A 21,793-nucleotide genomic window follows, 5' to 3' on the forward strand; every position below is an offset into this window, starting at 1 on the left:
GCTATCGCCCCAACATGACAGGGGCGTGAAACTCTATGGTCGGCTTAAGGCCCGCGCGGAATGACCCAGCCGTCGGTGACATGCAGCCGGACCGGCGCGCCGGGGGGGAGCGAGACCGGCCCATGCACCTCGACCGGAATGTCGTCCCCGACCGCGACGTCGTGGAGATAGGCGCCGCCCTCGAAACGCGAAGCCCGCACCGAGCCTGCCAGCGCACCGTCCGGCGATCCGGCATCCGTCAGGACGAGGCCCTGGCGGCGCACGCAGAGCCAACCGGGACCCGCGGGCGCGTCGCCGGGCATGAGGAGGCGCGCCGCACCGAGCGCCACCTCCACGCCGCCGCTCGCGCGACGGATGACATCGACCGGCAGGAGGCGCCCGTCGCCGATGAAGCGGGCGACCGCGGGCGAGGCCGGCCGGCGCCACAACTCCTCGGGCGCCGCGCACTGCTGGAGCCGGCCGCCGTCCAGCACCGCGATCGTCGTGGCGAGCGCCAGCGCTTCCGCCTGGTCGTGGGTGACGAAGACGAAGGTGGTGCGCGTTTCGGCATGCAGGCGGCGGAACTCCGCGGCGAGCCCCGTGCGCAGCGCCGGGTCGAGATTGGCGAGCGGCTCGTCGAGGAGGAGGAGCTTGGGGCGCAGCGCGAGGCTGCGGGCCAGCGCGACGCGCTGCCTCTGGCCGCCGGACAGCTGGTGCGGCCGCGCCGCCGCCCGGTCCCCGAGGCCGACCAGCGCCAGCGCCTCGCCCGTCCGCGTGGCGATCTCGGCGGCCGAAAGGCCCTTGCCGTGGAGCGCGAAGGACACGTTGCCGGCGACGCTCATGTGCGGCCACAGCGCATAGGACTGGAACACCATGCCGAGACCCCGATCTTCGGGTTCGACGAAGGTGCCGGGACCGGCCACCACGCGATCGCCGATCGTGATCGTGCCGCCGTCGGGCCGCTCGAGGCCCGCCAGAAGCCGCAGCACCGTGGTCTTGCCGCAGCCGGACGGCCCGAGAAGCGCCAGGAACGCGCCGTCCGCGACCTCCAGCGACAGGCCGTCCACCGCCCGCGCGCCGCCGAAGCTCTTGGTCAGCCCGTCCAGCCGAAATCCCACCATGCCGCGTTCCTCTCGAAAGCCCGGGGCTTTAGGCAGGCTCCATGACGGTGGGATGACGCGGCTCGAGGCTGAAGGCCGAGCGGAAGCGCTGGAGCGCCAGCTCGTCGTCGCCTTCCGGCCACGCCTCGAGGCCGATCACGCCGCGATAGCCCATGGCATCGAGCGCGCGGGCGATCGCGGGATAGTTGATCTCGCCGGTGCCGGGCTCGTGCCGGCCCGGAACGTCGGCCACCTGGATCTCGCCGATCATCGGCAGCGCCCGGCAGCAGAGCTCGATCAGGTTCCCCTCGCCGATCTGCGCATGGTAGAGATCGAGATTGAGGCGAAGGCCCGGCCGGTCGACCGCCTCGACCAGCGCGATCGTGTCCGCCGCCCTGGCGAAGGGCACCTTCGGGTGGTCGACCGCCTCGTTGAGGTTTTCCAGGACGAAGGTCACGCCCTCGCGCTCGCCGAGGTCGGCGATCCGGCGCAGCGTGTCGACGGCCTCGATCCACATCGGGCCGGTCACCGTCTCGGCGGGCACCACGGCCTGCCCCTTCCCGTCGAGGCCGGTGCCGTGAAGGTTGAGCCGCGGGCAACCGATCTCCTTGGCGACCGGGATCGACAGGGCGGCGGTGCGCAGGAGCTCGTCGGCGCCCTCGCGGTCGGCAAGCCGGCCGGTGACGTAGCCGGTCATCGACGAGAAGCGGGCGTTCGAGGCGGCGAGCGCCTTGATGTCGTGCTTCGTCCAGTCCCAGATCTCGACCAGGAAGCCGGCGGCGGAGAGGCGTGCAAGGCGCTCGGCCACGGGCAGCGCGGCAAAGACGGTCTCGGCGCAGACGGCCAGCTGGAACGGCGTGGTCGATGTCGAACTCATGGATCCTCCCCAGGAACGCATCGAGCTTTACGGGGGAAGGCGTCCCGCGTCGAGCGTCAGGCGCCCACCTTCCAGCGCCAGACCGTGGTGCGCTTGACCTCGGCATCCTCGAGCGCGCGCGTCACCGGGACCTCGTAGACGGCCAGCCGCTCGACCCGCGCCGCCGGCAGGTAGGCGCGGCCGGGATCGCCGACCAGCACCTCGACGCCCCCGGCGGCCAGAGCGTCGAACCACGGCGCGAGGCGGGCGGCGAACCCCTGGTCGTAGAAGACGTCGCCAGCGAGAAGCACGTCCGCCTCGACCGGCCGGCCGATCCGGTCCTCGCTGGCGATCGCGAGCGTGACGCCGTTCAGCGCGGCGTTGAGCTCGGCGGCTTCTCGCGCGAACGGGTCGATGTCGAGCGCCAGCACGCGGGCCGCGCCCGCCTGTGCCGCCGCGATCGCGACGAGGCCGGAGCCGGAGGCAAGGTCCACGACCCGGCGCCCGGCAACGCACGCGGGATGGTCGAGAACGTAGCGCGCCAGCCCTTGTCCGCCCGCCCAGGCGAAGGCCCAGAACGGCGGCGGCAGGCCGATCGCCTCGAGTTCCTCTTCCGTCTTCAGCCAGAGCTCGTGCGCCTCGTCGGCGAGATGGAGGACGATCTCCGGGACATGCGGCGGCCGGAGCGGAGCGGTGTTGGCGCGGATGAAGGCGCGCCGACGCGAACGATCGTCCATCACGCGAGCGCACAATCGGTGGAACCGACCGGCATAACGGCGGGTTGCAATCGCGACAGCAGCACAGGAACACGCGTCATGCTCAAAGGCGGCCTTCTCTGGCTGATCGGCATTCCGATCCCGATCATCCTCATCCTCTGGTTCCTCGGCTTTCTGAGCTGAGTCCAAGAGCGCCGGGACAACCCATGAAAAGGCCGCGCCTCCCAGCAAGGCGCGGCCTTCTTTCGAACTGGGCGATGGTCCGGATCAGGCGTCCTTCAGGCGCTTGCTCTTGGCCTGCAGCTCGTCGATCAGCTTCGACGCGTCGCCCTTGGTCAGCGTGTCGTCGAACGGATGGTCCGTCTCCTCGCACAGGGTCTTGAGGTAGGATCCTTGCGCGCCCGTCATCGGCTCGTCGCCGGTGGTCCAGTCGTCCGGGTCCTTCACCGTGTTGGAATTGGCGGCGTCCGCCTTGGGATTGGCTTCGGTCATCAAACGCTCCGCGTGTCTACTGTTCGCGAAACGTTCCGGCCCGCGTCAGGTTCCCGTCGCCACCGTCCAAGCGAGCCCGCCCATCTCGCAGATCGTGCGGAACTCGTCCTCCGTCACCGGCTGCACCGACAGGCGCGAATTGGTGACGAGGACCATGTCCTTGAGGCGCGGCTCGGCCTTGGCGGCATCGAGCGTCACCGGGTTCGGCATGTCGGCGACGGCGCGCACGTCGACGCATTCCCAGCGCGGATCGTCCGCGGTCGAGTCCGGGTGGGCAAGGGCACAGACTTCCACCACGCCGACGACGGCCTTGCCCTCGTTGGAATGGTAGAAGAAGCCGCGCTCGCCGAGCTGCATGGTGCGCATGAAGTTGCGCGCCTGGTAGTTGCGAACGCCCGTCCATTCGGTGCCCGCCTCGCCGCAGTCCTTCTGCTGCTGGAAGGACCACTTGAACGGTTCGGACTTGAACAGCCAGAAGGCCATCAGGCGGTCTCGGGGTTGTTGACCGACCAGTTCCAGCGTCGCACCGTGACCGACGAGAAGAGGCCCGCCCTGGCGAAGGGGTCCTGTTCGCCGAGCGCCCGCGCGGCCTCGGCGCTGTCCGCCTCGACCACGATCAGGCTGCCGGTCGGCTTGCCGTCCTCGTCGAGGAAGGGGCCGGCGAACTTCAGCGTCGGGCCGAGCGACGTCAGGTGGGCGAGATGCTCCGGGCGGTTGTCGGCGCGCAGGGTTCCGGCATCCGCGCGGTCTTCGCAGAGAAGGGCATACAGCATCGTCGGTCCCCGATCGGTTGGCTGACCGCCCCGTAGCAAATCGGGCCGGGCGATCAAGCGGTTTTCAGAACTCGCGCTTGAGCGGTCGCGCCAGAAGCGCGGCCACGGCGTCGGCCACCGGCAGCGTCCCGTCGAGGATGCCGGCGACCGCCTGGATGATCGGCGCCTCGATCCCGCGCTCGGTGGCGAGCCGCGCCGCGACGCTTGCCGAGAAGACGCCCTCGGCCAGCTTCAGGGTCGAGAGGTCCTCGCCGCGCCCCAGCGCCAGCCCGTAGGCGAAGTTGCGCGACTGCGTGCCCGAACAGGTGAGCACGAGGTCGCCGAGGCCCGAGAGGCCCATCAGCGTGCGGGGATCGGCGCCGAGAGCTTCCCCGAGCCGCGTCAGTTCCACGAAACCGCGCGTGACAAGCGCGGCCTGCGCCGAGGCGCCGAGCCCGAGGCCGGCGCTGGCGCCAGCCGCGATGGCCAGAACGTTCTTCAGCGCCCCGCCCGCCTCGACGCCTAGGACGTCGGTGCCGGCATAGATGCGGAAGGCGGGGCCCGAGAGGCGGTGCGCCAGCGCGTCGGCGAGGTCCGCGTCGCGGGCGGCCAGCGTCACCGCCGTCGGCAGGCCCGCCGCGACATCGCTCGCAAAGCTCGGGCCGGACAGGACCGCGACCGGATGGCCGGGCAGTTCGGCCTCGACCACGGCGGAGGCGAAGAGCCCCGTGTCGCGCTCGATGCCCTTGGAGCAGAGGACGAGCGCGGCGCCGGCCGAAAGATGCGGCGCCAGCGTCCGGCACAGGGTGCGCAGCGTCTGGGCGGGCGTCACCAGGAGGACGATCCCGGCGCCTCCGATCGCCGCCGGCTCCAGCACCGCCTCGATGCCGGGGGGCAGCGCGATGCCGGGGAGATAGGCCGGATTTTCGCGCCGCACGTTGATGGCCTCGGCCACCGCCGCGTCGCGCAGGAGAAGGCGCACCGGCCCCTCGCGCGCGGCCATCGACGCCAGCGCCGTCCCCCAGGCGCCGCCGCCCACCACCGCGACGTTCATGCCTTGGCTCCGCGCTTGCCGAAGCCGATCAGCGGCGCGGCGGTCTCGTCGAGCGGCCAGCGCGGGCGCACCGGGGCGCTGGAGGCGTCGCGCTCGCCCGCCTCCATGCGCTCCAGCCCGGCATAGGCGATCATCGCGGCGTTGTCTGTGCACAGGGCATGGGGCGGCGAGACGAGGCGCACGCCGGTGCGCTCCGACAGCGCGGCGAGCGCCCGGCGGATCTCGCCGTTGGCCGCGACGCCGCCCGCCACCGCGAGCGCAGGGTCGGCGAGATCGGGAAAGCGGTCGCGGAAGCGCGCCAGCGCCAGCGCCAGCCGGTCGGCGACGCTCTCGCTCGCCGCGCGCTGGAAGGCGGCGCAGAGGTCGGCGACGTCCTGGGGCTCCAGCGGCGCGTTGGCCTCGGCCGTCTGCCGCACCGCAGTCTTGAGCCCTGAGAACGAGAAGTCGAGCCGCTTCTCGCCGCGCAGCGGGCGGGGCAGGGGAAAGCGGTGCGGGTCGCCGCCGTCCGCCATGTGCTCGACGCTCGGGCCGCCGGGATGGGGCAGTTCGAGGAGCTTGGCGGTCTTGTCGAAGGCCTCGCCCAGCGCGTCGTCGATCGTCGTGCCCCAGCGCTCGTAGGCCCCGAGGCCCTCGACCAGCAGGATCTGCGTGTGCCCGCCCGAGACGAGAAGCAGGAGATAGGGATAGGCGAGGCCGTCGGTGAGGCGCGGCGTCAGCGCGTGGCCTTCCAGGTGGTTGACGGCGATGAAGGGCAGGCCGAGCGGCAGCGCGATGGCCTTGGCTGCGGTCGCGCCGACGATCAGCCCGCCGACGAGGCCGGGCCCGACGGTGGCCGCCACCGCGCCGATCTCGCGCAGCGACACGCCCGCCTCGTCGAGCGCGGCCCGGACGATCCCGCCGATCGCCTCGGCATGGGCACGCGCGGCGATTTCGGGCACCACGCCCCCGAAGGCGGCATGCTCGTCGATCTGGCTGAGGACGACGTTGGAGAGGATCCGCGCCCGGCCGTCGGCGTCGCGCCCGACCACGGCGGCCGCGGTCTCGTCGCAGCTCGTCTCGATGCCAAGGACGAGCGGGCCGGTGGGGGAGGGGGCTGTTGGCGTCATGGAGGAGCACATAGCCGCGCCACGGGGTTTTCGCCACCGTCGGCGCGCGCCGGGGCTTTGGTGTGGAACCCGCCCGCCAGCCTGTTGTAGGGAGGGGGCGCACCGGCGGCGCATCCCACTGCTTGTGCTGCGATCGAAAGGCTGAGCCTCATGACCTCCCGACCCTTCCGCATCGGCACGCGCGGCAGCCGCCTCGCGCTCGCCCAGGCGCACGAGGTCCGCACCCGCCTGATGGCCGCGCACGGCCTGCCGGAGGAGGCGTTCGAGGTCATGGTGATCTCGACCGCCGGCGACCGGATCCAGGATCGCGCCCTGTCGGAGGTCGGCGGCAAGGGGCTTTTCACCAAGGAGATCGAGGAAGCGCTCCTCGGCAACCAGATCGACGTCGCCGTCCATTCCTCCAAGGACATGGCGACCGCGGTGCCGGCCGGCCTCAGCCTCTCCGCCTTCCTGCCGCGCGAGGACGTGCGCGACGTCTTCATCGGCCGCCGCGTTCGGGCGATCGCCGACCTGCCGCAGGGCGCGCGCGTCGGCTCCGCCTCGCTGCGGCGACAGGCCCTTCTGCGCCGGCTGCGCCCCGATCTCGATCTCGTGATCTTCCGCGGCAACGTCCAGACCCGTCTCCAGAAGCTGGAGCGCGGTGAGGTGGAGGGCACGCTTCTGGCGCTCGCCGGCCTCAACCGGCTGGACGCGGCTGGCGTCGCCGGCGAGATCCTCGACGTCGCGGCGTTTCCGCCGGCGCCGGGTCAGGGCGCGATCTGCGTCGAGCAGCGTGCGGCCGACGAGCGGACCGCCGAGATGGTGGCGCCGCTCGACCACGCGGAGACGCACCGCGCGCTTCTCGCCGAACGCGCCTTCCTCGCGGTCCTCGACGGCTCCTGCCGCACACCGATCGCCGCCTATGCCGAGCCGCGCGGCGACGCCTTCCGCTTCCACGGCATGATCCTGACGCCGGACGGCGCGCGCATGCACGAGACCGAGATTCACATCCCCCAGACGGATGCCGTGGAAGCGGCGAGCGATGCGGCCCGCGCGCTCGTCGCCGAGGCGGGGCCGGAGTTCTTCGCCGGCTGGGCCGGCTGAGCCGCGGTGGCGCGGGTCCTCGTCCTGCGCGAGCCCGAGGACGGGGCGCGCACCGCCGCGATCCTGCGCGCGCGGGGCCACGAGCCGCTGCTGCTGCCCCTTCAGGTGGTGCGCCCGCTTGTGCCGCCGCTCGGGCCCGAGCCGGTGGGCGGGTTCCTCGCGACCAGCGCCCATGCCGCGCCCTGGCTCGCCGCCCATGCGACGGGCGCGGGCGCGCCGGTGCTGGCGGTCGGCGCCCGCACGGCCGAAGCGCTGCACGCGCGAGGGATTCCCGACGTGATCGAAGGGCCGGGCCGGGCCGAGGATCTCGTGCCGCTCGCCGAGGCGCTGCGGAGCCGAGCGCCGCTCGTCTACGCCGCCGGGCGCGTGCGCCTGCCCGATCTCGAACGGGGGCTGGCCGCGCGCGGCGTCGCCGTCCGCGCGCTCGAGGTCTACGACATGGCGGACCGCCGGCCGACGGACGAGGAGATCGACCGGGTTCTTTCGGGCGGCGTGCCGGACGCCGTCCTCCTCCTGTCGCGCCGGCAGGCCGAACTCTTCGAGGCGCTGTCCTCGAGCCGCCCCGCGCTCCGAAGCCTTGGCCTTCGCCCGCTCTGCCTCTCGGAGGCGGTGGCCGCGCGCCTCGATCCCTCGCGCCGCCCGGAATGGGGCGCACGCCCGACGCTCGAGGACCTTCTCGCGCGTCTGTCGTAAGCCGGCGGCGACGCGCTTCTTCACCGTGCCGGTTCACGAACGCGCTTGGTGTCCACAAACTCCGTTGCAGCTTGGCGCGGACACGCTAAATCAGCAACGGCTCGTCCCGGCGCAAACCGGGCGGGCGGATCGGCCGTGCGCCGGAACCCAAAGGATGCGGCTTCGTTCGGAGCCGACGCGACTCGAGGAGACCCGGATGGCCAATCGCCCGCGCCGCCCCACGACCGGCGGCAGACCGGAAACCATCATCGACGGCAAGGCCGAGCGGATCGGGGCGACCGGCGGGCCGGAGGATCTGGCGCGGTCTGCCGACGCCGAACGGTCGGCCGTCGAGCCGGACTTCGCCACGGACACGGTGGCGGGCGCCGACGAGGCGGTGGTGAGCGGGGGCGCGGCGACCGACCGGGCGCCGGCTCCGGCCGATACGGTGGTCGAGACGGGCGACGCGGGGCGCGTCCACGATGCGGTGGCGAGCCCCGCGCCCGAAGGCGTCGACCGCGTCGAACCGGCGACGGGCGAGGCGCTGCCGGCCGGCGACGACCGGCCCGCGTCGGAGCGGGCCGACGAATCGCCGGCGATCGAGTTTGCGCGCGAGGAGGGCTTCGTGCCCGAGGATGCGGTGGCCGCCGAGCCGGCGCGACGGCATCTCGGCGAGTTCGAGGACGACGAGACCGTACATCCGCAGGCCGAGGCCGCGCGCACGCAGACCTCGGTTCCCGACAACAGCCCCTATCTCGCCGGCCATTCCAGCGAGCCCCGCGGCGGCGCAGGCTTCGGCTCTCTATTGGGCGCGGGCGCGCTCGGTGCCGTGATCGCCCTTCTTCTCGGCGGCACCGCCCTTTATGGCGGCCTCATCCCGCCGCCCGGCCAGCAGCAGCCGGTGCAGACCCAGCAGTTCGCCCAGGCCGGCGACGTCCAGCAGCTTCGCAGCGACCTCGATCAGGTGCGCGGTGTGGTCGAGCAGGTCCAGTCCGCGCAGGCCGCCGGCGGCGCGGGCTCGGGTACGGTATCCACCGCCGAGTTCACGCAGCTGACCGATCGCGTCACCGCCAACGAGCGTGCCATCCAGAGCGGCGGCACCTCGACCGGCGACGCCGCGGCTGCGGCCGCCACCGCCAACGAGGCGGCGACCACCGCGCGCGACACCGCGGCGCGGGCCGAGACCGCCGCCAATGCCGCGCGCGACACCGCGAACGCCGCGCAGGGGGCCGCCGACGAGGCGCGCCAGGGCGTCTCCGCCGCGCAGCAGGCCGCCCAGAACGCCCAGAGCGCCGCCAACGAAGTCCGGTCGGCGATCGATGGCTTCGGCCAGCGCCTCGCCGCGATCGAGGAGGCGAACAAGCGCGCCGCGGTCGCCCTGTCGGCCGCCGGGCTGAAGTCGGCGATCGACCGCGGCACGCCCTTCATGTCGGAACTGGAGACTTTCGCGACCGCCTCCGGCGACACTGAGGCCGTCGCCCCCTTGCGCGATTTCGCGGCCAAGGGCGTGCCCACCGCCTCGGCGCTGAACGCGCGCTGGCAGGAGGCCGAATCGGCGATCCTGTCCGCCGTGCGCCCGGAGGTCTCCACCGAGGACGTCGGCACGCAGGTCCTCTCGGGCCTGCGCTCGCTGGTTCAGGTCCGCCCGGCCGGCACCAGCGTCGCGCCCGATGCGCCGGGGCCGCAGGCGGCTGTCGCGCGCATGGACGCGGCCGTCACCTCCGGCGACTACGCCGCGTGGCTTGCCGAATGGGACAAGCTGCCGGACGCGGCCAAGACCGCCTCCGAGAGTTTCGCCGCCGACGTTCGCGCGCGCGTCGAGGCCGACCGCCTTATCCAGGACACGATCAACCGCGCCGTCGGCGCCTCGTCGCAGGGCTGACATGCTGGCTATCCTCGCCTTCTTCCTCGTCGTCCTGGCCGCCGGTCTCGGCTTCGCCTGGCTCGCCGACCACCCGGGAACCGTGTCGCTGATCTGGCAGGGCCAGGAGGTCGGCACGAGCTTCACCGTCTTCGTGGTGCTGCAGATCGCGCTGGTCGTGGCGGCTGTTCTCCTGTTCTGGATCGTGCGCGGCTTCTTCAAGGCGCCCGACCGCGTGTCGCGCTTCTTCTCGACGCGCCGCCGCGACAAGGGCTATCGCGCGCTGTCGGCCGGCATCATCGCGGTCGGTGCGGGCGATGCCGTCACCGCGCGGCGCATGACCAAGCAGGCGGCCAAGCTCCTGCCGGGCCGTTCCGAGCCGATGCTGCGCTTCCTCGACGCGCAGACCGCGCTGATCGAGGGCGACAACGCCCGCGCCCGCTCGATCTTCGAGGAACTCGAAGCCCAGCCGGAGACGCGTCTCGTCGGCCTCAGAGGCCTCTACCTCGAGGCCGAGCGCCTCGGTGACCGGGGGGCCGCGCGCAACTACGCCGAGCGCGCCGTGCGCATCGCGCCCCATGTCGGCTGGGCCGGCGGCGCCGTGCTCGACCTGAAGGCGGCGCAGGGCGATTTCGACGGTGCTCTCGCGATTCTCGAGGCGCAGCGCGATTCGCGCCTGATCGACAAGGCGGAAAGCCGTCGCCTTCGCGCCGTGCTGCTGGCCGGCAAGGCGCAGACGCTCGCCGACGCCGACCCGAACGCCGCCCGCGCGCTCGCCCGCGAGGCGCAGAAGCTCGCACCCGATCTCGTTCCCGCCGCCGCGATCGCCGGTCGCGCCGCGATCCGCCTCGGCGACGGACGCGCCGCCACCAAGGCGCTGGAAGCCTCGTGGAAGCACGAGCCGCATCCCGAAATCGCCGCGCTCTACATCCACGCGCGCTCCGGCGACGGCGTCGAGGAGCGTCTGCGCCGCGCCCGTGCGCTCGCGGCGCTGCATCCCGGCCATGTCGAGTCGCGCCTTGCGGTGGCCCACGCCGCCCTCGACGCCCGCGATTTCGCGACCGCCCGCGCCGAGGCGACGGCTGCGGCCGAAGCCGCTCCGCGCGAATCGACCTACCTGCTTCTGGCCGACATCGAGGATGCCGAGTCCGGCAACGAGGCGCTGGTGCGCCAGTGGATGGCGCGCGCCGTCCATGCGCCGAAGGACCCGGCCTGGACGGCCGACGGCGTGACGCGTCGCGAGTGGGCGCCGGTGTCGCCGGTGACAGGCCGGCTCGACGCCTTCCGCTGGGTGTCGCCGCCCGCAACACCTCAGGTCGCGACCTTATCGGAGCCCGGCTCGATCCGCGCCATCGCCGACAGCTACCCCCGCAGCGCCGACCAGCCGCGCAGCCCGGACGCTGCGGCCGACACGCCGCGCCCCACCGAACACGCCTGACGCTCTCCCGCTTCCACCCCGCCCGACCCGGACGATTCGATGCTCGAAGGATTGAAGGACTTCTTCGCCGCGCTGACCGGGGGCGGGCCCGGCCCGCACGACGCCGACGACCTCCGGGTCGCGGCGGCCGCACTTCTCTTCCATGTCGCGGAGGCGGACGGCTCGGCCTCCGCGCTGGAGATCGAGACGCTGCGGGCGGTCCTGGCGGAGGAATACGGCCTCGACGGCGAGGCGGCCCGGCGCATCGAAGCGGCGGGCGAGGCCGCCGACGCGGAAGCCGTCGATCTCTACCGGTTCACCAGCGTCCTGATGCGCCATCTCGGCGAAGCCGAGCGGGTGCGTTTCGTCGAGCTCCTGTGGCGCGTCGTCTTCGTCGATGGAGCGGTGCACGAGCTGGAGGACAACACGGTCTGGCGCATTGCGGAGCTTCTGGGCGTGTCGACCCGCGACCGGATGCGCGGTAAGCACGATGCGATGCACGGTGCCGTGGAACGGGCCGGGAGCATCGAGGCTTGAAGGCATCCCTTCCTGGCGACGCGCCGTCCCGCTTCCGCCTGTCGGGACGCGACGACGAGCGGCCCATCCTCGTCGTCCTTCACCAGGAAACCTCGACGCCGGGCCGCGTCGGACAGGTGCTGGAGGCGGCGGGCGTGCGCATCGACGTGCGGCGGCCGGTGCTCGGCGAGCGCCTGCCCGCCACCCTCGACGAACATCGCGGCGCGATCCTCTTCGGCGGGCCGCCGAGCGCCAACGATCCCGACCCGCATCTGCGCCACGAGATCGACTGGCTCGACGTGCCACTGCGCGAGAACCGCCCGTTTCTCGGTATCTGCCTCGGCGCCCAGATGCTGTCGAAGCATCTCGGCGGCACCGTCGGGCCGCACCCGGAGGGCCTCGTCGAGGTCGGATACTATCCGCTGGAGGCGACGGCCGAGGGGCGTGCGCTTCTCGGCGACTGGCCGCCGATGGTCTACCAATGGCATCGCGAAGGGTTCACCTTGCCGGCCGGCGCGACGCTGCTGGCGACGGGCGAGCGCTTCCAGAATCAGGCAATGCGCTACGGCGACAACGCCTACGGGGTCCAGTTCCATGCCGAACTGACGCTCGCGATGATGCACCGCTGGACGACGCGCGGGCACGCGCGCCTGTCGCTGCCGGGCGCGCAAGCCAGGCGCGAGCACTTCACCGGCCGCGCCATCCACGATGCCCCGGTCAAGCGCTGGCTCGGTGATTTCCTGGCTCTGATCTTCGGGCGCGCCGTCTAGCCGGAAGCCCGCCTCGCATAAGCTCGTTTCGCTATGCAGCATCGGGTGGCCCTCGCATTCCGGGCGGCCGCACGGGACGGATGACGCGCGGACGGGGACCCTCATGCAGCGCTACGACATGATCGTGATCGGCAGCGGGCCGTCGGGCCGGCGCGCCGCCATCCAGGCGGCCAAGCTCGGGCGGCAGGTGCTGGTCGTCGAATCGCAAGGCCGCGTCGGCGGGGTGTCGGTCCACACCGGCACGATCCCGTCGAAGACCATGCGCGAGACGGTGCTCAACCTGTCGGGCTGGCGCGAGCGCGGCTTCTACGGGCGCGCCTACCGGGTCAAGCAGGACATCACCAGCGCCGACATCCAGGCGCGCATGGTCAAGACGCTGGAACACGAGGTCGACGTTCTCGACCATCAGTTCGCGCGCAACGGCGTGAAGATCCTGCACGGGCGCGCCGCCTTTCGCTCGCCGCACGAGATCGACGTCGCGCTGCCGTCGGGCGAGGTGCGCACGCTCCACGGCGACACGATCCTGATCGCGGTCGGCACGCGGCCCTTCCGCCCCGACTACGTGCCCTTCAACGGCACCAACGTCTTCGATTCCGACGAGATCGTCGAGGTGCCGAAGCTGCCGCGCTCGCTCACCGTGATCGGTGCCGGCGTCATCGGCGTCGAGTACGCCACGATCTTCTCGGCATTGGAAGTGCAGGTGACGCTGATCGAGCCGCGCCCGACCTTCCTCGACTTCGTCGACAAGGAGTTGATGGAGGAGTTCGTCCACGACCTGCGGGATCGCAACGTCGCGCTGCGGCTGGGCGCCGAGGTGACGAAGATCGATTTCGACGGCGCCGGGCGCCCGGTCTGCAGCTTGGCCACCGGGCGTGACGTCGCGGGCGATGTGCTTCTCTTTGCGGCCGGCCGCATGGGCGCGACCGACGGGCTGAACCTCTCCGCCGCGGGCCTCACCTGCGACCATCGCGGCCGCATCGCGGTGGACGGCAAGACGCTCCAGACCGCGGTGCCGCACATCTATGCCGCCGGCGACGTGATCGGCTTCCCGAGCCTTGCCTCCACCTCGATGGAGCAGGGGCGCATCGCGGCCTGCCATGCCTTCGGCGTCGCGACGCCCCCGGCGCCGGAGTTCTTTCCCTACGGCATCTATTCCGTACCGGAAATCTCGACCGTCGGCATGAGCGAGGAGGACGTGCGCAAGCGCGGCATTCCCTACGAATGCGGCATCGCGCGCTTCCGCGAAACCTCGCGCGGCCACATCATGGGCCTCCAGAGCGGCATGATGAAGATGATCTTCTCCAAGAAGACGCGCCGGCTGCTCGGCGTCCACATCGTGGGCGAGGGAGCGACCGAGCTGATCCACATCGGGCAGGCCGTGCTCAATCTGAAGGGCACGATCGACTATTTCATGGAGAACACGTTCAATTACCCGACGCTGGCCGAGGCCTACAAGATCGCTTCGCTCGACGCCTGGAACCGCGCCTTCGCGCCGCTGCCGGGCGCCGTGCCCGTGGCGCCGCCGGAAGGGGCGGGCGAGGCGCTGGCCTGACCATGTGCGAGCGTCGGAAGCTGCGATGACGCGGCGTTAAGCCGGACGCCCCTATGCTTCGCCCCGGTTGATCGGGAGTTCGGGCATGATCCGCGTCGCGGCCCTGTTGTGCATGTGTTCCGCGGTGCTGGCCGCCTGCTACAGCGGCGGGTCGCGCGCGGCGATCGTCCGCTCGTCGATGCCCGTCGCGGTCTGCCTCGACGGGCGCGACGCCGACACGCCGTCCTGGCGGCGCATCTGTCCGGGTCCGACGGCGACGCGTGTCTCGGTCTCGCGTAGCATCGGCGGCACGCATCTGCGCCGTTCGGCGGAACTCGCCCCTTGGGATCTGCGTCGTCCCGGTTCCAGCCGCGAAGCCGCGCGTCAGGCCTATCTCCAGCGCTTCGTCCTGCGGCGCGCCTCGTCCGAGCCGCTGCCGCCGGCGGATTCCGCGGGCGCCATCGACGCCTCGCTTCTCTTAGGTCCCGCCAGTGGCCCGGCGCCGCTCGCCCGGCCCTACGCGCCGCTCGGCCTCGCGCTGCGCGGCAGCCTCGACTGAGGGCTATTCGCGCGCGGCGAGACTTCGCGCCCGGCGCAGCTGCGGGAAGGCGAACGCCCAGATACCGGCGATCGCAACCGTGCAGGCACCGCCGATCACGGTGGCGGGGACCGCGCCGATACTCCAGGCCATGACGCCCGCGCGGAATTCTCCGAGTTCGTTCGACGCGCCGACGAAGATGCCGTTCACCGCATTGACGCGCCCGCGCACGTCGTCCGGCGTCCAGAGCTGGAGCAGGATCTCGCGGATATAGACCGAGATCATGTCGGCCGCGCCCATCAGCATCAGCGCCGCGATCGACAGCCAGGGCGAGGTCGACAGGCCGAACAGGACCGTGAAGGCGCCGAACAGCGCGACGAAGGCGAACATCACGAGGCCGGCATGGTCCTTGACCGGATGGGCGGCGAGCCAGATCGCCGTCAGGATCGCGCCGACGCCGGGCGCCGCGCGCAGGAGCCCCAGCCCGAACTCGTCGACCTGGAGGATGTCGTGCGCGAACACAGGCATCAGCGCAACCGCGCCGCCGAGGAGCACGGCGAAGAGGTCGAGCGACACCGCGCCCAGGACCACCTTCTCACGCCAGATGTAGCGGAAGCCCGCGAGGACGGTGGAGAGGGTCGCCGGCTCACGACTGGTCCGCTGGGCGGGGGCCGGCACCGAGAGGATTAGGAGGCCGGCGACGGCGAAGAGCGCGAGCGCGACCGCGTAGGACAGGTGTGAGGACAGCCCGTAGAGGAGGCCGCCGGCCACCGGCCCGACGATCGAGGCGATCTGCCAGGACGAGGAGTTCCAGGCGATGGCGTTGGCGAGTTCGTCCTTGGAGACGAGGTTGACGACGAGCGAGGAGGCGGCGGGGCCGAAGAAGGCACGCGCGATGCCGAAGAGAACGAGGACCGCGAAGACCGGCGCGGGCGTGACGAGGCCTTGGTAGGTGAGGGCAAGGAGGACCGCGGCGCCCAGCGCCTGCACGCCGATCGCCAGCGCCATGATGTGGCGGCGCGAATAGCGGTCGGCGACCGTGCCGGTGACGAAGACGAGAAGCAGCGCGGGCAGGAACTGCGACAGGCCGATGAGGCCGAGATCGAGCGGATCGCGCGTCAGCTCATAGATCTGCCAGCCGACCGAGACGGCGACGACCTGCACGGAAAAGGCGGCCAGGAACCGGGCGAGCCAGTAGCGCAGGAAGCGGGTGTTGCGGAAGGCTGCGAAGCGATCCTCGGCCGGCGCCTCAACCGGCGGCTCGATGTCGGGGGTCCGCAGGTCGTCGGTCATGGCTGCGCCTCGCGGAGCCGGTCGGGCCCGCTTGTCTGCCATGGGTCGCAAGGGGAAGGAATGGTGGAGCTGAGCGGGATCGAACCGCTGACCTCGTCATTGCGAACGACGCGCTCTCCCAACTGAGCTACAGCCCCGTCCACCAGTGGGCGGCTTGTAGGATAGCGGCGCGGGGCCTGTCAAGCAGGATGTCGCCCCGCGTTCACGATCGCGCAAGCGGGCCCGTCGCGCTGGTATTCGTTAGGGAAATACCCATTTCGTCGTGCGAGCCTCGCGCCATGAAACCGCCGGCCCGAGAGCCGCAACCGAAAGGCCGCCGCCCGACATGCTCGCCGTCATCCAAGTCGTCCTTCTGATCCTCAACATCCTGTGGTGGATCATCATCGCGTCGGCGATCCTGTCCTGGCTCTTCGCCTTCAACATCGTCAATCCGCGCAACCAGTTCGTCTCCACGATCGGCGACTTCCTGTACCGGATGACCGAACCGCTCTACCGCCCGATCCGTCGCGTCCTGCCGAACTTCGGCGGGCTCGACCTGTCGCCGCTGGTGGTGCTCCTGATCATCTTCTTCCTGCAGCAGATCATCTACATCTACGTGGCCCCGGCGGTGTATCGCGCCGGCATCTGAGCCTTACGGCTTCGCGAAGGTCGAGGCGGTCAGCGAGAGCGGGCCGACCTCGGTCGGAATACACACGCGCACCGGCGCATAGACGCCGGTGTCGCCGATCGGGGCGAACCAGAGCCGGATCACCTTGCCGCGCAGGAACCGCAGTCCGTTGGACGAGGTGCGGTAGCCGCCGACCGGGCGGACCGTCGTGGTGCAGACCACGGCCTCGCCATCGAACCCGTCGGTGCGCACCCGCTCCGTGCCGGCGGGGCTGAGAGGCAGGTCGATGCGGCTCCAGCCGTCATAGACGTTGAGCGTGCGCCGGCAGAGATCGCCCGGCTTTCCCGGCGCGATCATCAGGCCGCTCAAGGGGTCGACGACGCTCGTCAGCTGCGCCCGGCGCACCGGCACGAAATCGGCCGGCGCAGGGTTGCGGGCCGGTGGCGCGACCTTCGCCGACACGACGCTTCCCGAGCGCAGCGACAGGTCGCTCGCCCACGACTTGCCGTCGCTCGTGTAGGCGAGCGCGTAGCGGTCGGCCAGAAGCCTGCGACCCGCGATTCGCCCCGACACCGAACTCGTGCCGCGCGTCGAGGACACGAGTTCGGCCAGGCCTGCCGAGGACAGCGTCCCCTCCACCTTGAAGCGCCGCGCATCGATCGTGGTGCGGAACTCGGCGCGACCGACCGGTAGCCCGATCAGAGAAATCGTGTAGACCGTGCGCAGGGGTGCGGCCTCAGCGCCCGCCGGCGCGGCGAGGGCGAGAAGCGCCGATGCGAAAAGGCCGGTCGCGGCGCGAAGCATGGGCGGTTCTCCGGCTGGGCTCGAGGTGCCTCTTTGTGGGCGCGCATGCGGGCCGGATCAAGCCCCGCGCGGGCCCCGTACGGGCCCTGGTGCTGCGGCGGCTTGACGGCGCGCGCGCACGCCACTATAGGCACAGTCGATTTTCCGATCATGCCATGGGGTCGATGATCGCGCTGCCGTTCCGGCGGCGGCGCGCCCCGGAAGGCCGTATCGAACGTTTGAAAGGTGATCCCATGTCACGCGCTTGCGAACTGACCGGCAAGGCCGTCCAGACCGGCAACAACGTCAGCCACGCCAACAACAAGACCCGTCGCCGGTTCTTGCCGAACCTGTGCCAGGTGACGCTGATCTCCGACGCCCTCGGCCAGCGCTTCCGCCTGCGCGTCTCGGCCCATGCGCTGCGCTCGGTCGAGCACCGCGGTGGCCTCGACGCCTTCCTCGCCAAGGCTGCCGAGCATGACCTGTCGCAGAAGGCCCGTCTCCTGAAGCGCCAGATCGCCAAGAAGACCGCCACGACGGCCGAAGCCGCCTGAGCCAGGGTTTGTCTCGTTTTTCGAGTCTGATGGGGAGCGCTGTCACCGTGGCAGCGCTCTTTTTCTTGCCGGCATGCGCGTCGCTGCCGAGCGAGTTCGTACGTGCCGACCGACCGGGCGACCTCTGGGAAGCTGACTATGGCGATTGCCGCGGGAAGGTGGAGGAGGGCGTCTACGTCTCTCCTGTCCTCAATCCGTCGGGAAGCCTCGGCGGAGCTGCGGCTGCAGGCGCGGCTCGCGGCGTCGCGCGCTCGATCGAGAAGTATCAGCTGACCGCCCAATGCATGCGTGATCGGGGCTATATCGCGACCAGCGTGTCCTCCGAAGAGCGCAAGATCCTGCGAGGCCCCGCCGGGCCTGAACGCGACAAACTGGTCGCAGAGATCGCCGCGCGCCAGACACAGGCGCGCTGACACCGACAACCCGACGCTGGTGCCATACCCCAGCCTAAAAAAATGGATGCCCGCCGTGACCCTGTCCCGCCGCACCGTGCTGCCGGTGATCGCCATGACGATCATCGTCCTCGCCTCCAACATCGCCGTGCAGTTTCCCGTCCAGGGAACCCTCGGCCCCCTGTCGCTGGCCGACCTCCTGACCTGGGGTGCCTTCGTCTATCCCTTCGCCTTCATCGTCACCGACGTGAACAACCGCCTGTTCGGACCGGCGGTGGCGCGCCGCATCGTGTATCTGGGCTTTGCGGCGGCGGTCGTGAGCTCGATCGTGTTCCCGCCGATCCTCCACCGGCTGGGCCTGACGCCGTTCGAGACGGAGGCCGGGCGCCTGCTGCGCATCGCACTCGCCAGCGGCTTCGCATTCCTGTTCGCGCAGCTTCTCGACATCCTCGTCTTCAACCGGCTGCGCCGCCTCTCGTGGTGGAAGGCGCCGCTCGCGAGCGGCATCCTCGGCACGATCCTCGACACGCTCGTGTTCTTCTCGCTCGCCTTCGCGCCAATGTTCCTGCTTCTCGGGCCGAACGAGCCCTTCGCGCTGGAATCGGCGCCGCTGTTCGGACTGCTCGCCGTCGAGGCGCCGCGCTGGGTCTCCTGGGCCCTCGGCGACTTCAGCGTGAAGCTGATCATCGCAGTGTTCGGCCTCGTGCCCTACCGGGTCGTGATCAACGCCTTTCTGCCCTATCGCGACGCGCGGGTGGCGGCGGTCTGAGGGGCGCCGGTCACCGGCCCGGCGCCGCCTCGCGGTCGTCCGCGAGGCGGAACTCCAGATAGAGGTTGCGCTGGAAGAAGGAGCCGTTGTCATCGGAAACGAGCGACAAGTGGGTGCGGCCGTCCGTGCCCTCCCAGGCGTCCAGCCCTTCCATGTTGTCGATCTCCTCGCCGAGATCGGCCTCCATCAGCACCGGGCCGTCGACCAGCGCGCCGGGACGGATCGTGGTGCCGTCGATCCGGCGGATGCGCATGCCGACGCGCCCGAGCCCCTCGTAGCGCCGCTCCAGAAGCAGGAGATCGCCGTCCGGCAGGAAGGTGCCGTCGGTCACCGCCCAGGGCCGCTCGCGCTTCACCTTGAAGACGCCGCGCCCCATCACGGCGGCAAAGAGATTGCCGGCGTCGTCGACCGAGGTTTCCGCCACGACCACGACGGCGCCCTCGAGGGGCGAGTCCTCCGGCGCGGCGGCAATCGTCTCCAGTCCGCCGTTGCTGCGCAGTTCCCCTCGCGGGATCGGGAGGGGCAGGCGCCGGCCCTTCGCCTCGAAGGGCGCGGATGCGGGACGGAAGGCCTCGATCCGATGGTCGCGCTCGAAGCTGACCAGCGCCTCGCCGCCGGCGATCGCGAGCCCTTCGGCATCGGCCTGCCCCTTGTTCGGCATGGCGCGTCCGGCGGGGTTGAGGATCGGCGCGATGCGGGCGTCCGCGATGCCGACGGGCCTGCCCTCGGCGTCGCGCCGGATCACGCCGGAAAACCAGAAGCCGGTGTCGGTCACGGCGAGAAAGCCCGCGCCGCGCGGGCGCATGCGGATCGAGGACACGCCCGACAGCCGCCCGTCCGACGAGGAATAGACGAAGCCGCCGACGTATTCGAGCGCCCCGAACCGCACCGTGTCGCGCCCGATGCCGAAGCGGGTGATCGGCTGGGCGCGGACCTCGGTCTCGGCCGACAGCGCGCGCGGGGCGGGGCTCAGCGTCGCGCCGGCCGTGAGGAGGGCGGCAAGGAGCGCCGCGCGCCCCGTCCGCTTCAGGCGCGGCGCCACCGTCAGCGGCGGCCGGCCGAGCGGCGACGGCGGGCCGGCATCTCACCCTCGTCCTCGAACAGGGCGGCCAGCTGCTCGGTCATCGCGCCCGCCAGCTCCTCGGCGTCGGAGATCGTCACGGCGCGGCGATAGTAGCGCGTCACGTCGTGGCCGATGCCGATGGCGAGAAGCTCGACCGGCGAGCGCGTCTCGATTTCCTCGATCACGGCGCGCAGGTGCCGCTCCAGGTAGTTGCCGGGGTTCACCGACAGCGTCGAATCATCGACCGGCGCGCCGTCCGAGATCATCATCAGGATGCGCCGCTGCTCGGGCCGCGCGAGCAGGCGGTTGTGCGCCCAGATCAGCGCCTCGCCGTCGATGTTCTCCTTCAGCAGCCCCTCGCGCATCATCAGGCCGAGATTGCGCCGGGCGCGGCGCCACGGCGCGTCGGCGCCCTTGTAGACGATGTGCCGTATGTCGTTGAGGCGGCCCGGCCGCTGCGGCTTGCCGGCCTTGAGCCAGGCCTCGCGCGACTGGCCGCCCTTCCAGGCGCGCGTCGTGAAGCCGAGCACCTCGACCTTGACGCCGCAGCGCTCCAGCGTGCGGGCGAGAATGTCCGCGCAGGTCGCCGCCACCGTGATCGGCCGACCGCGCATCGAGCCGGAATTGTCGATCAGGAGCGTGACGATCGTGTCGCGGAACTGGGTGTCGCGCTCCATCTTGAAGGAGAGCGGCTGCATCGGGTCAGTGACGAGGCGGGTGAGGCGCGCCGTGTCGAGATAGCCTTCCTCGAGGTCGAAGTCCCAGGCGCGGTTCTGCTGCGCCATCAGGCGGCGCTGCAGGCGGTTGGCGAGGCGCCCGACGGCGCCCTGCAGCGAGACGAGCTGCTTGTCGAGAAAGGCGCGCAGGCGGTCGAGCTCGGCCTCGTCGCACAGCTCCTCGGCGCCCACCGTCTCGTCGAAGGCCTCGGAAAAGACGCGGTAGTCGGTGTCGCCGAGATCGCGCGGCATCGCCTGGTTGGGGCGGCGCGAATCGCCGGGCGTCTCCGAGTCGGGCTCCTCGTCGTCGGAGGGCTCCTCGGCCGTCACCTCGGAGGTCTCGGCCTCGGACGTGTCCTCCGACTCGGCCTCGCCCTCCGATTCCTCGGGCTCCGCCTGATCCTCGCCAGCCTCCTTTTCGGCGCCGGACTCCTCGTTGTCGCGGCTCTGGTTGTCGCCGGCCTCCTCGGGCGTTTCCTCGTCCTCGGACTGCTGGTCGTCGGCGAGTTCCTCCGCCATCTCCATGGAGACGAGCATGTCGCGGATCGCGCGCGCGAAGAGGCGCTGGTCCTCGACGGTCTCGCCCAGGCGCTCGAACTTTTGGCCGGCCTTGTCCTCGATCCAGTCGCGCCAGACCTCGACCACGGCCTGCCCGCTCGGCGGCACGGGGCGGCCGGTGAGCTTCTCGCGCACCATCAGCGCCAGCGCGTCTTCGAGCGGCGCCTCGGCCCGGTCGGTCACCTCCGACAGGTTGGAGCGGTGGTATTTGTCCTCCAGCATCGCGGCGAGATTGTCGGCGACGCCCGGCATCGCATTGGCGCCGATCGCCTCGCAGCGCGCCTGCTCCAGCGCGTCGAAGACGGCGCGTGCGCCGCGCCCGTCCGGCGAAAGGGTCGCATGGACGCGCGCGTCGTGGCGCGCCTTGCGCAACGCCATGGCGTCCGACAGGCCGCGCACCACCGAGACGTCGGTCGCGGCCGCGCGCTTGGGCAGTTCCGGCAGGCGGGCGCGGTTGCCCGTCAGGCCCGGCCGCTCGTTGCCGTAGGTGATCTCGAGCTCCGCGTCCCCGGCGATGGCGCGCATGCAGCCGGCCACCGCGCGCCGGAACGGCTCGCGGTCGGGCGCCTTGCCGCGCGGGGCCTTGGTGGAGTTGTCGCCGATGCGCGATGCCAT

25 protein-coding genes and 1 tRNA gene are annotated in these 21,793 nt (G+C 71.4%); 13 read left to right on the forward strand and 13 right to left on the reverse strand.

The genetic code is table 11. The features are described 5' to 3' along the window. Positions 1 to 44: 44 nt before the first annotated feature. From ASF65_RS17505 to ASF65_RS17515, 3 genes are read right to left on the reverse strand one after another with little or no spacing between them, the layout of a single operon-like run. Positions 45 to 1,100: an ABC transporter ATP-binding protein gene (locus tag ASF65_RS17505; RefSeq protein WP_055892033.1), complete on the reverse strand. Its 1,056-nt coding sequence runs from the start codon at positions 1,098 to 1,100 to the stop codon at positions 45 to 47. A 28-nt stretch (positions 1,101 to 1,128) separates the two neighbouring features. Continuing rightward, entirely contained in the window at positions 1,129 to 1,956 is an 828-nt protein-coding gene (locus ASF65_RS17510) for a TIM barrel protein (protein WP_055892036.1), read from the reverse strand. Between the two features lie 56 nt (positions 1,957 to 2,012). Further along, complete coding sequence (locus tag ASF65_RS17515) at positions 2,013 to 2,672, reverse strand: methyltransferase (protein ID WP_055892040.1); 660 nt, start codon at positions 2,670 to 2,672, stop codon at positions 2,013 to 2,015. An 18-nt stretch (positions 2,673 to 2,690) separates the two neighbouring features. On the opposite strand from ASF65_RS17515, the gene ASF65_RS21715 reads away from it, so the two are divergent. Further along, a complete protein-coding gene (locus ASF65_RS21715) occupies positions 2,691 to 2,834 on the forward strand; it encodes a hypothetical protein (protein WP_162239506.1) in 144 nt (47 codons plus the stop codon). Positions 2,835 to 2,918: 84 nt separating this feature from the next. Here ASF65_RS21715 and ASF65_RS17520 read toward each other — a convergent pair whose 3' ends face one another. The 5 genes from ASF65_RS17520 to tsaD all read right to left on the reverse strand — a co-directional run bounded on the left by ASF65_RS17520 (position 2,919) and on the right by tsaD (position 6,055). Continuing rightward, positions 2,919 to 3,143 (reverse strand): DUF3072 domain-containing protein, encoded by a 225-nt coding sequence (locus tag ASF65_RS17520; protein ID WP_055892043.1) that lies wholly within the window; start codon positions 3,141 to 3,143, stop codon positions 2,919 to 2,921. 45 nt (positions 3,144 to 3,188) lie between these two features. Beyond that, positions 3,189 to 3,626 (reverse strand): EVE domain-containing protein, encoded by a 438-nt coding sequence (locus tag ASF65_RS17525; RefSeq protein WP_055892045.1) that lies wholly within the window; start codon positions 3,624 to 3,626, stop codon positions 3,189 to 3,191. After that, a complete protein-coding gene (locus ASF65_RS17530; RefSeq protein ID WP_055892048.1) occupies positions 3,626 to 3,916 on the reverse strand; it encodes a YciI family protein in 291 nt (96 codons plus the stop codon). The genes ASF65_RS17525 and ASF65_RS17530 overlap by 1 nt, the downstream gene beginning before the upstream one ends. A 64-nt stretch (positions 3,917 to 3,980) precedes the next feature. After that, positions 3,981 to 4,949 carry an NAD(P)H-dependent glycerol-3-phosphate dehydrogenase gene (locus ASF65_RS17535; RefSeq protein ID WP_055892051.1) on the reverse strand — a complete coding sequence of 323 codons (969 nt, stop codon included), beginning with the start codon at positions 4,947 to 4,949 and terminating at the stop codon, positions 3,981 to 3,983. Continuing rightward, positions 4,946 to 6,055 carry a tRNA (adenosine(37)-N6)-threonylcarbamoyltransferase complex transferase subunit TsaD gene (gene tsaD / locus ASF65_RS17540; protein WP_055892054.1) on the reverse strand — a complete coding sequence of 370 codons (1,110 nt, stop codon included), beginning with the start codon at positions 6,053 to 6,055 and terminating at the stop codon, positions 4,946 to 4,948. The genes ASF65_RS17535 and tsaD overlap by 4 nt, the downstream gene beginning before the upstream one ends. Positions 6,056 to 6,205: 150 nt before the next feature. On the opposite strand from tsaD, the gene hemC reads away from it, so the two are divergent. The 8 genes from hemC to ASF65_RS17580 all read left to right on the forward strand — a co-directional run bounded on the left by hemC (position 6,206) and on the right by ASF65_RS17580 (position 14,464). Beyond that, the gene (gene hemC, locus ASF65_RS17545) at positions 6,206 to 7,138 is read left to right on the forward strand and encodes a hydroxymethylbilane synthase (RefSeq protein ID WP_055892057.1); all 933 of its coding nucleotides are present in this window, start codon (positions 6,206 to 6,208) and stop codon (positions 7,136 to 7,138) included. A gap of 6 nt (positions 7,139 to 7,144) precedes the next feature. Continuing rightward, the gene (locus ASF65_RS17550) at positions 7,145 to 7,831 is read left to right on the forward strand and encodes a uroporphyrinogen-III synthase (protein WP_055892061.1); all 687 of its coding nucleotides are present in this window, start codon (positions 7,145 to 7,147) and stop codon (positions 7,829 to 7,831) included. Positions 7,832 to 8,027: 196 nt separating this feature from the next. Continuing rightward, positions 8,028 to 9,692 carry a hypothetical protein gene (locus ASF65_RS17555; protein WP_156369369.1) on the forward strand — a complete coding sequence of 555 codons (1,665 nt, stop codon included), beginning with the start codon at positions 8,028 to 8,030 and terminating at the stop codon, positions 9,690 to 9,692. Between the two features lies 1 nt (position 9,693). Continuing rightward, on the forward strand, positions 9,694 to 11,109 hold the full coding sequence (locus ASF65_RS17560) for a heme biosynthesis HemY N-terminal domain-containing protein (RefSeq protein ID WP_082505806.1): 1,416 nt from the start codon (positions 9,694 to 9,696) through the stop codon (positions 11,107 to 11,109). Positions 11,110 to 11,148: 39 nt separating this feature from the next. After that, positions 11,149 to 11,625, forward strand: coding sequence for a TerB family tellurite resistance protein (locus tag ASF65_RS17565; protein ID WP_055892067.1), 477 nt, complete (start codon positions 11,149 to 11,151; stop codon positions 11,623 to 11,625). Next, a complete protein-coding gene (locus ASF65_RS17570; protein ID WP_156369370.1) occupies positions 11,622 to 12,374 on the forward strand; it encodes a glutamine amidotransferase in 753 nt (250 codons plus the stop codon). Before ASF65_RS17565 ends, ASF65_RS17570 begins: the two co-directional genes overlap by 4 nt. Positions 12,375 to 12,477: 103 nt before the next feature. Next, positions 12,478 to 13,926, forward strand: coding sequence for a Si-specific NAD(P)(+) transhydrogenase (gene sthA, locus ASF65_RS17575; RefSeq protein ID WP_055892070.1), 1,449 nt, complete (start codon positions 12,478 to 12,480; stop codon positions 13,924 to 13,926). Positions 13,927 to 14,011: 85 nt separating this feature from the next. After that, the gene (locus ASF65_RS17580) at positions 14,012 to 14,464 is read left to right on the forward strand and encodes a hypothetical protein (protein ID WP_055892073.1); all 453 of its coding nucleotides are present in this window, start codon (positions 14,012 to 14,014) and stop codon (positions 14,462 to 14,464) included. Between the two features lie 3 nt (positions 14,465 to 14,467). Here the strand turns inward: ASF65_RS17580 and ASF65_RS17585 are convergent, their stop codons facing one another. Both ASF65_RS17585 and ASF65_RS17590 read right to left on the reverse strand, forming a co-directional pair. Next, positions 14,468 to 15,736: an MFS transporter gene (locus tag ASF65_RS17585; protein ID WP_055892076.1), complete on the reverse strand. Its 1,269-nt coding sequence runs from the start codon at positions 15,734 to 15,736 to the stop codon at positions 14,468 to 14,470. 61 nt (positions 15,737 to 15,797) lie between these two features. Then, positions 15,798 to 15,873 (reverse strand) — tRNA-Ala (locus ASF65_RS17590). 188 nt (positions 15,874 to 16,061) lie between these two features. Here ASF65_RS17590 and ASF65_RS17595 point away from each other — a divergent pair. After that, on the forward strand, positions 16,062 to 16,364 hold the full coding sequence (locus ASF65_RS17595) for a YggT family protein (RefSeq protein WP_055892080.1): 303 nt from the start codon (positions 16,062 to 16,064) through the stop codon (positions 16,362 to 16,364). Between the two features lie 3 nt (positions 16,365 to 16,367). On the opposite strand, the gene ASF65_RS17600 is transcribed toward ASF65_RS17595, so the two are convergent. After that, a complete protein-coding gene (locus ASF65_RS17600; protein ID WP_055892083.1) occupies positions 16,368 to 17,147 on the reverse strand; it encodes a DUF3108 domain-containing protein in 780 nt (259 codons plus the stop codon). A gap of 233 nt (positions 17,148 to 17,380) precedes the next feature. Between ASF65_RS17600 and rpmB the strand changes: the two genes are divergently transcribed. The 3 genes from rpmB (at position 17,381) to ASF65_RS17615 (ending at position 18,841) form a co-directional block, all read left to right on the forward strand. Continuing rightward, positions 17,381 to 17,680: a 50S ribosomal protein L28 gene (gene rpmB, locus ASF65_RS17605; RefSeq protein ID WP_055892333.1), complete on the forward strand. Its 300-nt coding sequence runs from the start codon at positions 17,381 to 17,383 to the stop codon at positions 17,678 to 17,680. 47 nt (positions 17,681 to 17,727) lie between these two features. Then, positions 17,728 to 18,093, forward strand: a complete 366-nt coding sequence (locus tag ASF65_RS17610; RefSeq protein ID WP_156369371.1) for a hypothetical protein — start codon at positions 17,728 to 17,730, stop codon at positions 18,091 to 18,093. A gap of 94 nt (positions 18,094 to 18,187) precedes the next feature. Next, positions 18,188 to 18,841: a queuosine precursor transporter gene (locus ASF65_RS17615; protein WP_156369379.1), complete on the forward strand. Its 654-nt coding sequence runs from the start codon at positions 18,188 to 18,190 to the stop codon at positions 18,839 to 18,841. A 10-nt stretch (positions 18,842 to 18,851) separates the two neighbouring features. Here ASF65_RS17615 and ASF65_RS17620 read toward each other — a convergent pair whose 3' ends face one another. Both ASF65_RS17620 and cobT read right to left on the reverse strand, forming a co-directional pair. After that, the gene (locus ASF65_RS17620; RefSeq protein ID WP_244486810.1) at positions 18,852 to 19,883 is read right to left on the reverse strand and encodes an esterase-like activity of phytase family protein; all 1,032 of its coding nucleotides are present in this window, start codon (positions 19,881 to 19,883) and stop codon (positions 18,852 to 18,854) included. A 2-nt stretch (positions 19,884 to 19,885) separates the two neighbouring features. Continuing rightward, entirely contained in the window at positions 19,886 to 21,793 is a 1,908-nt protein-coding gene (gene cobT, locus ASF65_RS17625) for a cobaltochelatase subunit CobT (RefSeq protein WP_055892088.1), read from the reverse strand.

It is taken from the genome of Aureimonas sp. Leaf324, assembly GCF_001423245.1.
Taxonomy (GTDB): Bacteria; Pseudomonadota; Alphaproteobacteria; order Rhizobiales; family Rhizobiaceae; genus Aureimonas.

What these genes read in the sequence shown, in the direction of transcription:
- ASF65_RS17515 (WP_055892040.1), bottom strand. Translation starts at nt 2,672, where the DNA reads ATGGACGATCGTTCGCGTCGGCGCGCCTTCATCCGCGCCAACACCGCT.
- ASF65_RS17585 (WP_055892076.1), bottom strand. Translation starts at nt 15,736, where the DNA reads ATGACCGACGACCTGCGGACCCCCGACATCGAGCCGCCGGTTGAGGCG.
- tsaD (WP_055892054.1), bottom strand. Translation starts at nt 6,055, where the DNA reads ATGACGCCAACAGCCCCCTCCCCCACCGGCCCGCTCGTCCTTGGCATC.
- ASF65_RS17505 (WP_055892033.1), bottom strand. Translation starts at nt 1,100, where the DNA reads ATGGTGGGATTTCGGCTGGACGGGCTGACCAAGAGCTTCGGCGGCGCG.
- ASF65_RS17615 (WP_156369379.1), top strand. Translation starts at nt 18,188, where the DNA reads ATGACGATCATCGTCCTCGCCTCCAACATCGCCGTGCAGTTTCCCGTC.
- ASF65_RS17600 (WP_055892083.1), bottom strand. Translation starts at nt 17,147, where the DNA reads ATGCTTCGCGCCGCGACCGGCCTTTTCGCATCGGCGCTTCTCGCCCTC.
- ASF65_RS17525 (WP_055892045.1), bottom strand. Translation starts at nt 3,626, where the DNA reads ATGGCCTTCTGGCTGTTCAAGTCCGAACCGTTCAAGTGGTCCTTCCAG.
- ASF65_RS17595 (WP_055892080.1), top strand. Translation starts at nt 16,062, where the DNA reads ATGCTCGCCGTCATCCAAGTCGTCCTTCTGATCCTCAACATCCTGTGG.
- ASF65_RS17560 (WP_082505806.1), top strand. Translation starts at nt 9,694, where the DNA reads ATGCTGGCTATCCTCGCCTTCTTCCTCGTCGTCCTGGCCGCCGGTCTC.
- ASF65_RS17535 (WP_055892051.1), bottom strand. Translation starts at nt 4,949, where the DNA reads ATGAACGTCGCGGTGGTGGGCGGCGGCGCCTGGGGGACGGCGCTGGCG.
- ASF65_RS17555 (WP_156369369.1), top strand. Translation starts at nt 8,028, where the DNA reads ATGGCCAATCGCCCGCGCCGCCCCACGACCGGCGGCAGACCGGAAACC.
- cobT (WP_055892088.1), bottom strand. Translation starts at nt 21,793, where the DNA reads ATGGCATCGCGCATCGGCGACAACTCCACCAAGGCCCCGCGCGGCAAG.
- ASF65_RS17565 (WP_055892067.1), top strand. Translation starts at nt 11,149, where the DNA reads ATGCTCGAAGGATTGAAGGACTTCTTCGCCGCGCTGACCGGGGGCGGG.
- ASF65_RS17510 (WP_055892036.1), bottom strand. Translation starts at nt 1,956, where the DNA reads ATGAGTTCGACATCGACCACGCCGTTCCAGCTGGCCGTCTGCGCCGAG.
- ASF65_RS17530 (WP_055892048.1), bottom strand. Translation starts at nt 3,916, where the DNA reads ATGCTGTATGCCCTTCTCTGCGAAGACCGCGCGGATGCCGGAACCCTG.
- ASF65_RS17580 (WP_055892073.1), top strand. Translation starts at nt 14,012, where the DNA reads ATGATCCGCGTCGCGGCCCTGTTGTGCATGTGTTCCGCGGTGCTGGCC.
- ASF65_RS17520 (WP_055892043.1), bottom strand. Translation starts at nt 3,143, where the DNA reads ATGACCGAAGCCAATCCCAAGGCGGACGCCGCCAATTCCAACACGGTG.
- sthA (WP_055892070.1), top strand. Translation starts at nt 12,478, where the DNA reads ATGCAGCGCTACGACATGATCGTGATCGGCAGCGGGCCGTCGGGCCGG.
- rpmB (WP_055892333.1), top strand. Translation starts at nt 17,381, where the DNA reads ATGTCACGCGCTTGCGAACTGACCGGCAAGGCCGTCCAGACCGGCAAC.
- hemC (WP_055892057.1), top strand. Translation starts at nt 6,206, where the DNA reads ATGACCTCCCGACCCTTCCGCATCGGCACGCGCGGCAGCCGCCTCGCG.